12 protein-coding genes and 1 riboswitch are annotated in these 12,523 nt (G+C 68.8%); of the genes, 11 read left to right on the forward strand and 1 reads right to left on the reverse strand.

The window, feature by feature from the left end; all coding sequences use genetic code 11:
- Window positions 1-34 precede the first annotated feature (34 nt).
- From DLJ53_RS06115 to DLJ53_RS06145, 7 genes are all read left to right on the forward strand, one after another.
- Window positions 35-1,636 carry an ABC transporter substrate-binding protein gene (locus DLJ53_RS06115; RefSeq protein ID WP_111343183.1) on the forward strand — a complete coding sequence of 534 codons (1,602 nt, stop codon included), beginning with the start codon at window positions 35-37 and terminating at the stop codon, window positions 1,634-1,636.
- A gap of 48 nt (window positions 1,637-1,684) precedes the next feature.
- Window positions 1,685-2,662, forward strand: a complete 978-nt coding sequence (locus tag DLJ53_RS06120; protein ID WP_111343185.1) for an ABC transporter permease — start codon at window positions 1,685-1,687, stop codon at window positions 2,660-2,662.
- Window positions 2,659-3,645, forward strand: a complete 987-nt coding sequence (locus DLJ53_RS06125) for an ABC transporter permease (protein ID WP_111343187.1) — start codon at window positions 2,659-2,661, stop codon at window positions 3,643-3,645. Before DLJ53_RS06120 ends, DLJ53_RS06125 begins: the two co-directional genes overlap by 4 nt.
- 49 nt (window positions 3,646-3,694) lie before the next feature.
- Complete coding sequence (locus tag DLJ53_RS06130; protein ID WP_111343189.1) at window positions 3,695-4,585, forward strand: homocysteine S-methyltransferase family protein; 891 nt, start codon at window positions 3,695-3,697, stop codon at window positions 4,583-4,585.
- Entirely contained in the window at window positions 4,582-5,598 is a 1,017-nt protein-coding gene (locus DLJ53_RS06135; RefSeq protein WP_111343191.1) for an ABC transporter ATP-binding protein, read from the forward strand. The genes DLJ53_RS06130 and DLJ53_RS06135 overlap by 4 nt, the downstream gene beginning before the upstream one ends.
- A 104-nt stretch (window positions 5,599-5,702) precedes the next feature.
- Complete coding sequence (locus tag DLJ53_RS06140; protein ID WP_111344135.1) at window positions 5,703-6,650, forward strand: ABC transporter ATP-binding protein; 948 nt, start codon at window positions 5,703-5,705, stop codon at window positions 6,648-6,650.
- Window positions 6,651-6,774: 124 nt separating this feature from the next.
- On the forward strand, window positions 6,775-7,326 hold the full coding sequence (locus DLJ53_RS06145; protein WP_111343192.1) for a GNAT family N-acetyltransferase: 552 nt from the start codon (window positions 6,775-6,777) through the stop codon (window positions 7,324-7,326).
- Between the two features lie 104 nt (window positions 7,327-7,430).
- On the opposite strand, the gene DLJ53_RS06150 is transcribed toward DLJ53_RS06145, so the two are convergent.
- Window positions 7,431-8,111: an energy-coupling factor ABC transporter permease gene (locus tag DLJ53_RS06150; RefSeq protein ID WP_111343194.1), complete on the reverse strand. Its 681-nt coding sequence runs from the start codon at window positions 8,109-8,111 to the stop codon at window positions 7,431-7,433.
- 52 nt (window positions 8,112-8,163) lie between these two features.
- Window positions 8,164-8,392, reverse strand: a riboswitch (cobalamin riboswitch).
- 163 nt (window positions 8,393-8,555) lie between these two features.
- Here DLJ53_RS06150 and DLJ53_RS06155 point away from each other — a divergent pair.
- The 4 genes from DLJ53_RS06155 to DLJ53_RS06165 all read left to right on the forward strand — a co-directional run bounded on the left by DLJ53_RS06155 (window position 8,556) and on the right by DLJ53_RS06165 (window position 12,509).
- Complete coding sequence (locus DLJ53_RS06155) at window positions 8,556-9,629, forward strand: BMP family ABC transporter substrate-binding protein (RefSeq protein ID WP_111343196.1); 1,074 nt, start codon at window positions 8,556-8,558, stop codon at window positions 9,627-9,629.
- A gap of 184 nt (window positions 9,630-9,813) precedes the next feature.
- Window positions 9,814-10,728, forward strand: coding sequence for a DUF6492 family protein (locus DLJ53_RS35120; RefSeq protein ID WP_162408938.1), 915 nt, complete (start codon window positions 9,814-9,816; stop codon window positions 10,726-10,728).
- The gene (locus DLJ53_RS35125; protein WP_162408940.1) at window positions 10,725-11,540 is read left to right on the forward strand and encodes a DUF2927 domain-containing protein; all 816 of its coding nucleotides are present in this window, start codon (window positions 10,725-10,727) and stop codon (window positions 11,538-11,540) included. Before DLJ53_RS35120 ends, DLJ53_RS35125 begins: the two co-directional genes overlap by 4 nt.
- A 126-nt stretch (window positions 11,541-11,666) precedes the next feature.
- Window positions 11,667-12,509 carry a L,D-transpeptidase gene (locus tag DLJ53_RS06165; protein WP_226574812.1) on the forward strand — a complete coding sequence of 281 codons (843 nt, stop codon included), beginning with the start codon at window positions 11,667-11,669 and terminating at the stop codon, window positions 12,507-12,509.
- Window positions 12,510-12,523 lie beyond the last annotated feature (14 nt).

The following is a 12,523-nucleotide window of genomic DNA, read 5'->3' on the forward strand; positions in this document are numbered from 1 at the left end:
CGGCGACGCGAAGTCCAATAATGGGGAGCATCCGATGAGACGCATTTTGCTCGGCACCGCAGCGGTCGTAGCCCTGACGAGTGCCGCGTTTGCGCAGGACGAGAAGACATTCTCCTACGCTTTCCAGGGCGAACTGAAGTCGCTCGACCAGTACACCCTCAACGAGACGTTTTCCCTCGGCACGCTCGGCAACGTCTACGAGGGCCTCATCAAGCGTGACGGGGACCTCAACATCATTCCCGGCCTCGCCGAGAGCTGGGAGATCGTCGACGACACCACCTGGCGTTTCCACCTGCGCAAGGGCGTGAAGTTCCACAACGGCAACGACTTCACCGCCGAGGACGTCGTCTTCTCCGCCGACCGCGTCCGCTCCCAGGGGTCCGACCTCACCACCCGCATCCCCAAGGATGCCAAGTTCGAGGCGGTCGACGACTACACCGTCGACGTCCACCTCTCGAGCCCCAACCCCATCCTCCACTACGAGTGGGGCACCTGGGGCATCATGGACAAGGACTGGGCCGAGGAGAACGACGCCGTCGCCGTGACCTCCGCCACCTCCGCCGGCGAGGACAACCAGAACTACGCCGCGCTCCATGCCAACGGCACCGGCCCGTTCAAGATCGTCAGCCACGAGGCGGGCGTGCAGACGGTGTTCGAGGCCAACAAGGACTGGTGGGACTGGGACAACCGCGACTTCAACATCGACAAGGTCGTCTTCACCCCGATCGCCCAGGACGCGACGCGCGTGAACGCGCTGCTGTCGGGCCAGATCGACATGGCCTACCCGATCCCGGTGCAGGACATCCCGCGCGTCGACTCGAACCCGGGGACCGACGTCCTCACCGGACCGGAGCTGCGCACGATCTTCCTCGGCTTCGACCAGATGCGCGACGAGCTGAAGTCCTCGTCGGTGAAGGGCAAGAACCCGTTCAAGGACGTCCGGGTGCGCAAGGCCTTCTACCAGGCGATCGACATCGAGGCGATCAAGAAGAAGATCATGCGCGACCTGTCGAGCCCGGCGGCCCTGATGATCGCGCCGCAGCTCTACTCCAAGTCGGATCAGTTCAAGCGCTATCCGTATGATCCGAAGGCGGCCAAGGCCCTCCTCGAGGAGGCAGGCTACGGCGACGGCTTCACCGTGATGATGGACTGCCCCAACGACCGGTACGTCAACGACGAGCAGATCTGCCAGGCCATCTCGGCGATGCTGGCGAAGATCGGCATCACCATCGAGCCGAACTTCCAGCCCAAGACGCAGTATTTCGCCAAGGTGCTGGCCTCCAACAAGTACGACACCTCGTTCTACCTGCTGGGCTGGACGCCGGGGTCGCTCGACAGCTGGAACGTCCTCTACAACCTCAACAACTGCCGCAACGAGGACGGCACCGAGGGTGGGGCGTTCAACCTCGGCGGCTACTGCAACAAGGACCTCGACGCGCTCACCGCGAAGATCCTGACCGAAAACGATCCGGACACGCGCGACGAGCTGATCGGCGACGCGTTCACGATCATCCACGACGATGTGGCGCACATCCCGCTGCATCAGCAGGGCCTGGCGTGGGGCAAGTCGACCAACATCGACCTCGTCCAGCGCGCCGACAACGAGCTGATGTTCTACCACATCAAGAAGAACTAAGATGGGGGCGGGGCGGCCCGGCCGCCCCCTTCCCGCGCGAGGCCTGACTTGATCGCGTTCATTATCCGCCGCCTCGTCCAAGCCGTCATCGTCATGGTGGTGGTGGCGCTCATTGCGTTCAGCATGTTCCGCTTCGTGGGCGATCCGATCAACCAGATGGTGGGGATCGAGACCACGCCCGCTCAGCGCGAAGATCTCAGGGAGCGGCTCGGCCTCAACGCGCCGGTGCCGGTGCAGTTCTGGCGCTTCATCTCCAAGGCCGCGCAGGGTGACTTCGGCATCTCCTACCAGTTCAAGCAGCCGGTGGCCGACCTCCTCGCCGCCCGCGCCCCCGCGACGCTGGAGCTGTCCCTCGTCTCGGCGCTCTTCGCGCTCCTGGTGGGGATCCCGATGGGCGTCTACACGGGGCTCCGACGAACGGCGCCGCTGTCGAAGCTCTTCCTCACCGTGTCGCTCGTCGGCATCTCCCTGCCGCCGTTCCTGATCGGCATCCTGCTCATCTTCATCTTCTCGGTCAGCCTGCACTGGCTGCCGTCGTTCGGACGCGGTCAGGTGGTCGACCTCGGCTTCTGGACCACGGGGCTGCTGACGGCGAGCGGGCTCAAGGCGATCATCCTCCCCGCGATCACGCTCGGCCTCTTCCAGATGACGCTGATCATGCGCCTCGTGCGCTCGGAGATGCTGGAGGTGATGCGCTCCGATTACATCCGCTTCGCCAGAGCGCGCGGGCTGAGGGCGCGCAGCATCAACTTCGGCCATGCGCTGAAGAACACTCTGGTCCCGGTCATCACCATCACCGGCCTTCAGCTCGGCTCGGTCATCGCCTTCGCCATCATCACCGAGACGGTGTTCCAGTGGCCGGGGATGGGGCTCCTCTTCCTGCAGGCGGTGCAGAACGTCGACATTCCCATCATGGCCGCCTACCTGCTGCTGATCGCCTTCCTCTTCGTGGTCATCAACCTCGTCGTCGACCTCCTCTACGTGGCGGTGGATCCGCGCATCCGCCTGTCGGGGCGGGCGGCATGAGCGTCGAGGCCGACCCCGCGCCGATCGAGCCCGAGGCACGGGCGACGACGGCCGCCGTCACCGCCCGCCCGCGCGGCCTCGTCGGACGCACCTTCGACTCCGACCTCTGGTACTCCTTCCGCCGCTCGCCGGTGACCGTGCTGGCGGCGATCGCGACCATCGCCATCTTCGCCTCGGCGCTCGCCGCCCCGTGGCTCGCCCCGCACGACCCGTTCGACCTCGCCTCGCTGTCGCTCCTCGACAGCCTGACACCTCCGGTCTGGATGGACGGCGGCAATCCGGATTTCCTCCTCGGCACCGACGACCAGGGCCGCGACCTGTTGTCGGCGATCCTCTACGGCACGCGGATCTCGCTCACCGTCGGGTTCGCCTCGGTGGCGTTCGCGGCGATCCTGGGGATCTCGCTCGGGCTTCTGGCGGGCTACGTCGGCGGTGCGGTCGATACCGTCATCATGCGCATCGCCGACGTGCAGCTCACCTTCCCGGCGATCCTCATCGCGCTCCTGATCGACGGCACGGCACGGGGCCTCTTTCCGCACATGAGCCGGGAGGATTCGGCGTTCTACGTCCTCACCCTCTCCATCGGCCTCTCGTTCTGGGTGCAGTACGCGCGGACCGTGCGCGGCTCCACGCTGGTCGAGGCCAACAAGGAGTACGTGATGGCCGCGCGCCTTATCGGCCTCTCGAAACTTACCATCATGGTTCGGCATGTGCTGCCGAACGTGCTGGGACCGGTGCTCGTCATCGCCACCATCAACCTCGCGCTGGCGATCATCCTGGAGGCGACGCTCTCCTTCCTCGGCGTCGGCGTGCCGCCGACGGAGCCTTCGCTCGGCACCCTGATCCGGGTCGGGCAGGACTACCTGTTCTCCGGGGAGTGGTGGATCACGATGTTCCCCGGCGCCATGCTCGCCGCCCTCGTCCTCGCCGTGAACCTCCTCGGCGACTGGCTGCGCGACGCGCTCAATCCGCGCCTGCGATGACCCCGCGCAGCGCCCGCGTCCCCTCGCGACCCGAAAAGGAGCATCGCTGATGGTACGACTACTCGACGGAGGAATGGGTCAGGAGCTGCGCCGGCGCGCGGTCGGCCCGACGGATTCCCTCATCTTTTCCGCCCGCGCGCTGATCGAAACGCCGCACGCCGTCCAGTCGGTGCACGAGGACTACCTCCGGGCCGGCGCCGACGTCATCACCGCGCACACCTACGTCACCAACCGCTGGCGCCTGCGCCAGGAGAAGCTCGACGACGACTGGGCGCGCATCAACGCGATCGCCTGCGACCTCGCCGACGCGGCGCGCGAGGCGGTCAATCCCGGGGCGCTCGTCGCAGGCTCGGTGCCGCCGCTGCGCCAGGCCTATCAGGCGGACTTCGTTCCCACGGCGACGCTCGACGCCGAGTATGCCGAGCACGTCCTCCTCCTCGCACCGCGCGTCGACTTCTTCCTGTGCGAGACGCTGTCGACCTCGGCGGAGGCGATCGCCGCTGCGCGGGCCGTCGCGTCCGTCGATCGCCGCGCCTGGATCTCCTTCACGCTCGAGGAGGAGGGACCGCCGCGGCTGCGGGGAGGGGAGCCGCTCGCCGTCGCGGTCGCGGCGATTGCCGGGGCGGGACCGCTGCCTGTCGACGCGATCCTCGTCAACTGCACCACGCCGGAGGCCGTCGGCTTCGCCGTCGCCGAGCTCGCCGCGCTCGAACTCCCCGTGCCGTACGGCGGGTACGCCAACGGCTTCGGCCCGGTTCCCGGCGACTTCGGGCTGACGAGCGGCGTCTCCGACCTCGTGGAGCGCAACGACCTCGATCCGGACACCTACGCCAGTCACGTCGCCCGCTGGATGGCCAACGGCGCCACCATCGTCGGCGGCTGCTGCCAGATCGGACCGCCCCACATCGCGCGCCTGAGGGAGCTGATCGACCAGCCATGAGCGACACCGGACACGTCGAGCCCGTCCTCTCCGTCCGCCGTCTCAAGGTGGAGTTCCCGACCCGTCGCGGCGTGCTGCGGGCGATCGACGACATCTCGTTCGACATCGCCCCGGGGGAGGTGCTCGGCGTGGTCGGCGAGTCCGGCGCGGGCAAGTCGCTGACGGGGGCGGCCATCATCGGCCTCCTCGACCCGCCGGGCCGGATCGCGGAGGGGCAGATCCTGCTGGAGGGCAAGCGCATCGACGACCTGCCGCCTGAGGCGATGCGCAGGATCCGCGGCCGGCGCATCGGCATGGTGTTCCAGGACCCGCTGACGAGCCTCAACCCGCTCTACACCGTCGGCCGCCAGATCACCGAGACGATCCGCACCCACCTCGGGCTCGGCCAGAGGGCGGCGCGCAAGCGGGCGATCCAGCTCCTCGACGAGGTCGGCATCCCGGCCGCCGGCAGCCGCATCGACGCCTACCCGCACCAGTTCTCCGGCGGCATGCGCCAGCGCGTCGTCATCGCCCTCGCGCTGGCGGCGGACCCGGTGATGGTGATCGCCGACGAGCCGACCACCGCGCTCGACGTCTCGGTGCAGGCCCAGATCATCGGCGTCCTGAAGCGCATGTGCCGCGAGCACGGCGCCTCGGTCATGCTGATCACCCACGACATGGGCGTGATTGCCGAGACCGCCGACAGGGTGTGCGTCCTCTACTCGGGCCGCATCGCCGAGATCGGGCCGGTGCGCGACGTGGTGCAGCACCCGCAGCACCCCTACACGGCGGGCCTGATGGGCTCGATCCCCAAGCTCGACCACGCCGACCCGCGGCTGAAGCAGATCCCCGGCTCGATGCCGCGCCTCGACCGGATCCCGGCCGGCTGCCCGTTCAATCCGCGCTGCTCCGAGGCGTTCGCCAAGTGCATCCTGTCGCGGCCAGAGCCGATGCCGGTCGACAACTCCCGCGTCGCCTGCTGGCTGCGCGAGCCGCCGGTCGACGCCACGACGCGGTGGGAGGAGCCGGCATGAGCGAGGTCGCCGCCACCACCGCGACCGACTGGACCGCGGCGGCCATCGCGCCGGCCGCCACCAACCCGGGCGAGGTCATCGTCAGGGTCGAGCACCTGTCCAAGGTGTTCGACGTGTCGGCACCCTGGCTCGACCGGGTGGTGAACTTCCAGAAGAAGCAGCTCCTTCAGGCGGTGTCGGACGTCTCGTTCGAGATCCGCCATGGCGAGACCTTCGCACTGGTCGGCGAGTCCGGGTCGGGGAAGTCGACGATCGCCAAGATCGTCGTCGGCCTGCTGTCGGCCACCCGTGGGGAGGTCGTGGTGGAGGGGGTCCCGGTGGGGCGCGATTCTGCCGCGCTGCGCCAGCTCCGGCGGCGGATGCAGATGATCTTCCAGGACCCCTACGCGAGCCTCAATCCGCGCATGCGGGTGGACAGGATCATTGCCGAGCCGATCCGCGCCTTCGGCCGCGCCAAGGGGCGCAGCGTGCCGGAACTGGTGGCGGAGATCCTCACCGGCGTCGGCCTCGACCCGCGCGACGGGCAGAAGTTCCCGCACGAGTTCTCCGGCGGGCAGCGCCAGCGCATCTGCATCGCCCGGGCGATGGCCTCGAGCCCGACCTTCCTCGTCTGCGACGAGCCCACGTCGGCGCTCGACGTCTCGGTGCAGGCGCAGATCCTCAACCTGATGCGCGACCTCCAGGACGCGGAGGATCTCACCTACCTCTTCATCAGCCACGACCTCGCGGTCGTGCGGCATATGGCGACGCGAATCGGCGTCCTCTACCTCGGCAGGCTGGCCGAGGTGGCGCCGGCCAAGGGCCTCTTCGAGACGCCGCGCCACCCTTATACGCAGATGCTCCTCGGCGCGGTGCCGGACCTCGACATGTCGGGCCGCGAGAGGGTCCCGGTCGTGGGCGAGATCGCCAACCCGATCAGCCCGCCGCCCGGCTGCGCCTTCCACCCGCGCTGCCCGCTCGCCAACGAGCGCTGCCGTGTCGAGCGGCCGGAGCTGCTGGCGGCGGGGCCGGGCATGGCCGCCTGCCACGCGGTGGAGGAGGGGCGCGCCTGACCGCGCGCGTCCGCCGGCATGACCGCGCGACCGGTTGTTTGGCCGGCGCGCCCGTGTTAGGCGCCTCGGCCATGACCGAGAGCCCCATTCGCTGACGGGCCGGCCGTTGCCAGAGCCACCGACCATGCACGGGCGTCCGCCTCCTCCCGACCTCGTCATCCGCCCCGAAACCGAAAACGACGACGACGCCGTCGAGGCGATCTACCGCGTCGCGTTCGGCCCGGGCCGCTATTCGCGAACCGCCTACCGGCTGCGCGAGGGGATCGCGCACGACCCGCGCGTCTCCTTCGTGGCCGACCGCAGCGGGCTGGTCATCGGGGCGATCCGCCAGACGGCGGTGATGGTGGGGGGACGGCCGGCCTACCTTCTCGGCCCGCTGGCGGTCGCCGAGACGGCGGCCAAGCAGGGCATCGGCCGGACGCTGCTCACCCGCTCCATCGAGGCCGCCGCGGCAACGATGGCCGATGCACTGGTTCTCGTCGGCGACCCGGCGTTCTACGCGCCGTCCGGCTTCGAGCAGGTGTGGGACGAGATCGTCATGCCGGGCCCGGTCGAGCGGCACCGGCTGATGCAGCGGCCGATGCGCGGGCGCGTGCACGGCAGGCTCCTGGCCGATCCATGGCCGGAGGTGGCGCCGGAGCCGCTCGCCCCGCGGGAGGCGCCGGCGGCGACCTGAGCGAGGAGGGGGGCCGTGGGTGGGCCCGTCCTCGCTTCGACACGGGGCCGAAGAAGAAGGGCCGGACGAAGAAAGGCGGGTGCCGGAGCACCCGCCGGGCGGCCTCAGGCCGGGCTGTAGACGCGGCGGTTGACCAGCGCGGTACCGCCGAGGAGGCTGGCGCCGGTCTTTGCGGCGGCGAGCACCGCGAGGTCGGCCAGCGGCTCGATCAGCACCACCAGCATGTATGCGCCGCCGAAGCTCGCGACATTGGCGAGGTTCTCGGCGCCGAAGCCCTGGCCGTAGAACGCCCAGAAGGCGACCCAGGCGACGATGCCGCCCTGGTAGGCCGTCGACAGCGCCAGCGCCTGAGCGTAGCTCACCTCGACGTAAGGGGTCTTCGCCGGGATGATCCGCTTGGCGAGCAGGCTGACCGCGCCGAGCGGCACGATGAGCGTCGTGACGTTGATGAAGTACTGCGGCAGGTCGTACGGGGCGAAGAAGAGGCCCTGGATGAGGAGGCCGCCGGCGAGGCCGATGGCCGCCGGACCGGCGCCGAAGATCAGGAAGATCGTCGAGCCGAGGATGAGGTGCACCTCGGAGACGCCGACCGGATAGTGCGGCAGCACCTCGAAGAAGACGAAGACCGCGATGGTCGCGAGGACGGATCGCGTGAGGAAGGCGACCGGGCCGTCCTGGCGGATCGTGTCGAGCGCGAGCTTCGCGCCGATGACGGCCGAAGCCGCCGCTGTTCCGACGGCAAGCGCCATCTTGGCGCCGTAGACGACGCCGGGTTCGATATGCATGGTTCCACCTTTCTGCACCCACCGTGCAAACGGGGTTCGAGGACGCGGGCGGGAGCCCGCACGGCCGATGGCAGGTGTCCTGGCTTGCGGGTCGCTGCTCGATCCCACCTTCCCAGCCGCGCCCTTCGGGGTGCCGCCAGTGGTGTCACGGGATGTCGCTCGCCGCTCACAGTTGCGGGGGCAGCCACGGATTCGGTCCCTGTTGGGTACGCCACACCGTGTTCCCTTTTCACCCGCCCCATGCGTCTGCCGGAGCGGGAGCCATCGCGGGACAAAATCCCGCAGGCGGGTCCAGGATGCAAGCCTTAGTTCCCGGGACGGTGATCACGGCCGCGCTGTCGGTGGACACGGCGCGACGAAGCTAACGATAACGCATAGGCTGCTCTTTCCATTTTGCGTCGGCGGACGGTAACGTCGCGTGACATCACAACAGACGAGCCCGACATGACGCGTTTTGCGCCACTCCTCGCTTTGACCGCCGCCGCCGCTCTGATGACCGGCCCCGCCAGCGCTCAGGACCCGACGAAGGCCTGCTTCGTCTACGTCGGCTCGATCGGTGACTTCGGCTGGACCTACCAGCACGACCAGGGCCGCCTCGCCGTCGAGGCCGCGTACGGCGACAAGGTCGAGACCGCGTATCTGGAGAACGTCGCCGAGGGGGCGGACGCGGAGCGGGCGATCGAGCGTCTGGCACGGTCGGGCTGCGACATCGTCTTCACGACGTCGTTCGGCTTCATGGACGCCACCAACCGCGTCGCCCGCCGCTTCCCGGACATCAAGTTCGAGCACGCGACCGGCTACAAGCGCGAGTATCCGAACGTCTCGACATACAATTCGAAGTTCTACGAGGGCCGCTACGTGATCGGCCAGATCGCGGCGCAGGTGTCGAAGACCGGCACCGCCGGCTACATCGCCTCCTTCCCGATCCCCGAGGTCGTGCGCGGCATCAACGCCTTCCTCCTCGGCGCGCAGTCCGTGGACCCGGACTTCAAGCTGAAGGTCATCTGGGTGAACACCTGGTTCGACCCGCCGCGGGAGGCGGACGCGGCGCGCGCGCTGATCGACCAGGGGGTCGACATCATCACCCAGCACACCGATTCGACCGCGCCGATGCAGGTTGCGGCCGAGCGCGGCGTGCATGCCTTCGGCCAGGCCTCCGACCAGATCGAGTTCGGCCCCGAGACGCAGCTCACCGCGATCGTCGACGACTGGGCGCCCTACTACATCGAGGAGGTGGGCGCGGTGATGAACGGCACCTGGAAGCAGCAGGACACCTGGCACGGCCTCGCCGAGGGCAACGTCTCCATGGCGCCCTACACCAACATGCCGCCCGAGGTCGCCGCGAAGGCCGAAGAGACGGCGAACGCGATCGCCTCCGGCGCGCTCGAGCCGTTCACCGGCCCGATCAACAAGCAGGACGGCTCGGTGTGGCTGGCGGAGGGGCAGGAGGCGAGCGACGGCGAACTCCTCGGCCTCAACTTCTACATCGAAGGCGTCGACGGGCAGCTACCGCAGTAATCGCCCGGACGACCACGGGTCAGGACGATCGTCCTGACCCGCGCAGCGCCTGTGGCCAAACGGCCGCCGGCGCTTGCCGTGCGTTTCAGACGAGACATACTTTGGCATCGCCGCCCTCGACATCGCCGGGGGCGGATGGCCCGGGCGACCGTGCCGCGCGCCGGAGGGAGGAGAGTCGGGCACCATGCGCCTCGCGCTGATCACGCCGAGCTTCAGCCGAGACCACCCGCTGTGCGTCGACCTCTGCCGCTCGATCGACACCTACCTCGCCGACGACATCGAGCACGTCCTCATCGTCCCGGAGGCGGACAAGGCCCTGTTCGCCCCGCTCGCCGGCCCTCGCCGGCGCATCATGACGGACGAGGAGGTGCTGCCGACGACGCTCTGGAAGCTGCCGCTCCCGACCCGGATCGGCATCCCCGGCGTCTGGCACAAGCGCATCCGCACGCTCTACCTGACGCCGAAGCTCAGGGTGACGCGCGGCTGGCTGGTCCAGCAGGTGGTCAAGATGTCGGCGCACCGGGTGTCGGACGCGGAGGGCTTCGTCTTCGTCGACTCCGACATCGCCTTCGTGCGCCCCTTCGGCACGGACACGTTCGTCCGGGACGGCAAGCTGCGCTTCCTGTACGAGCCGGACTGCATCTACCAGTGGGTGGACCAGTACACGCGGTGGCAGGACGTCGCCTGCGATCTCCTCGGCATCGACCGCTTCCCGTTCGCCAACGACAACTACATCGGTGCCGGGATCTGCTGGCGGCGGGACCGTCTCGCCGAGGTGCGCGACCGGATCGAGGCGACCGCCGGGCGCCCCTACCACGAGGTGCTCCTCGGTCAGACCTCGTTCGCCGAATACGTCATCTACGGCACCTACTGCCGGCACGTGATCAAGGGCGACACGGGCCACTACGAGACGCCGCGGAGCTTCTGCCTCGGCGACTGGGTGTTCGACACGTCCGACCCGTCCGGCTATTCGGCGTTCGTCAACGGGCTGGCCGACGACCACGTCGCGGTCCTCATCCAGTCGACGAACGAATGGCCGACCGAGCGGCGGCGCGCGGCGATCGACGCGATCCGCCAGAACGCCGGGCTCGCGGCATGAGCGGGCGGGCGGTGCGCGCGGCCACCCGCCGCGTCCTGCGCCGCCTCGCGCTCGCCCTGGCGGTCGTCGCCGGTGCCACGCAGCCCCTGCTGGCGCAGACGCCCTATTCGAACGCGGAGCTGATCGACGGCTTCATGCTGACGGTCTTCGGCGCGGAGGTCGGCAACACGGCGCGCGATCTCGAGGCGGCGAGCGTCGTCAAGAAGTTCGAAGGGCCGGTCCATTACTCCATCGTCTCGATGGCCAACGAGGACTACTCGGGGAGCGTCCGCGCGTTCCTGCGCGACCTGTCGCGCGCCGTCGACGGGCTGACGCTGAGCGAGGCGGCGGCGCCCCGGATGGCCGACATGGTCATCTTCATGGTCGACCGGAACGACTACGTGCCGACGATCCGCAGCGAGGTCTGGCCGGGCGTCGATACCGGGTTCCTCGAGGAGAACGCCTGCTCGGCGGTGATCGCGGCGCGCCCGTCCGGCATCGAGCGGGCGTTCGTCTTCCTCGTCGCGGACGAGGGCTTCGTGCCGCTCTCCCACTGCATGGTCGAGGAGATCTCGCAAAGCCTCGGGCCCGCCAACGACAGCGACGACCTGCCGGACTCGATCTTCAACGACTCGTCCGAGGTGAACGTCTTCGGTGTGTTCGACTGGTATATCCTGAACATGCTGTACGACCCGCGGGTGCGTCCGGGCATGCGGATCGACGAAGTCGCCGCCGTCCTGCCGGATGTGATCGCCGATGCGAGGACCCGGCTGCCGTCAATCATGGCGACGCGCCCGGCCATTGCAGCTCACGCATCTTTTACCCCGCCGTAACTATTTCGCCACAATCGCCGGAAATTAAACTTCCTCTCGCCACTGTGAGTAGGAGTTCTGACCCAGGGCGAACATATCATGGTGGCGTATGCGAAGAGCAGTCCGCAGAGCGAGGGGTTGTGCCGTATGTCCAAACGTTACCGTTATCTGACGAGCGGCGCGATCGGCGCCGCGCTCATGCTGGGCTCGATCTATCCCGCAGCCGCGGACAGTGAGCGAGCCTGGTGGATCCAGACGCTGCGCGAACACCAGATGCAGAACGGCACGACCGTCGGCGTGACGCCGACGACGCAGAGGCGCGCCGCCGTCGCCGCGTCGCCCGTCGGCCGTGCGCCCGCCTCGACGACGGTGACGTCGGTCACCCGGCCGCGGGGCAATGTGAGCGCCGTCGCGGCCGCCCAGTCCGCCCCGGTCTACCGGATGGTGGGCGGGCGCGTCATGCCGCTCGAGCCGACCGTCGCCGAGCAGCAGCGCACGATCATCCATCAGGCCGCCGTCGCGCCGGCCGCCCCGTCGCTGCAGATCGACCCGCAGTTCCTGCCGACGGAAGTCTCCTTCAGCGGCTACGCGCCGGGCACGATCGTCATCGACACGGAGGAGAAGTACCTCTACCTCGCGATGCCCGGCGGTGTTGCCAAGCGCTACGGCGTCGGCGTCGGCCGCCCCGGCTTCCAGTGGGCCGGGACGCACCGCATCTCCCGCAAGGCCGAGTGGCCGGGCTGGACCCCGCCGCCGCAGATGCGCAAGCGCCAGCCCGAGCTGCCCGCCTACATGGAAGGGGGGCCGAACAACCCGCTCGGCGCGCGCGCCATGTATCTCGGGTCGAGCCTCTACCGCATCCATGGCTCCAACGCGCCCTGGACGATCGGCCACGAGGTGTCTTCCGGCTGCATCCGTATGCGCAACGAGGACGTCGTGGACCTCTACGAGCGCGTAAAGGTCGGCACCAAGGTCGTGGTCATCCGCTGAGCGGTTGCAAAAAT

This window comes from Acuticoccus sediminis (assembly GCF_003258595.1).
GTDB lineage: Bacteria > Pseudomonadota > Alphaproteobacteria > Rhizobiales > Amorphaceae > Acuticoccus > Acuticoccus sediminis.

Excerpts from the sequence above, each read along its gene's own strand:
- DLJ53_RS06130 (WP_111343189.1), top strand. The coding sequence starts at position 3,695 with ATGGTACGACTACTCGACGGAGGAATGGGTCAGGAGCTGCGCCGGCGC.
- DLJ53_RS06145 (WP_111343192.1), top strand. The coding sequence starts at position 6,775 with ATGCACGGGCGTCCGCCTCCTCCCGACCTCGTCATCCGCCCCGAAACC.
- DLJ53_RS06115 (WP_111343183.1), top strand. The coding sequence starts at position 35 with ATGAGACGCATTTTGCTCGGCACCGCAGCGGTCGTAGCCCTGACGAGT.
- DLJ53_RS06155 (WP_111343196.1), top strand. The coding sequence starts at position 8,556 with ATGACGCGTTTTGCGCCACTCCTCGCTTTGACCGCCGCCGCCGCTCTG.
- DLJ53_RS06135 (WP_111343191.1), top strand. The coding sequence starts at position 4,582 with ATGAGCGACACCGGACACGTCGAGCCCGTCCTCTCCGTCCGCCGTCTC.
- DLJ53_RS06165 (WP_226574812.1), top strand. The coding sequence starts at position 11,667 with ATGTCCAAACGTTACCGTTATCTGACGAGCGGCGCGATCGGCGCCGCG.
- DLJ53_RS06150 (WP_111343194.1), bottom strand. The coding sequence starts at position 8,111 with ATGCATATCGAACCCGGCGTCGTCTACGGCGCCAAGATGGCGCTTGCC.
- DLJ53_RS06125 (WP_111343187.1), top strand. The coding sequence starts at position 2,659 with ATGAGCGTCGAGGCCGACCCCGCGCCGATCGAGCCCGAGGCACGGGCG.
- DLJ53_RS35120 (WP_162408938.1), top strand. The coding sequence starts at position 9,814 with ATGCGCCTCGCGCTGATCACGCCGAGCTTCAGCCGAGACCACCCGCTG.
- DLJ53_RS35125 (WP_162408940.1), top strand. The coding sequence starts at position 10,725 with ATGAGCGGGCGGGCGGTGCGCGCGGCCACCCGCCGCGTCCTGCGCCGC.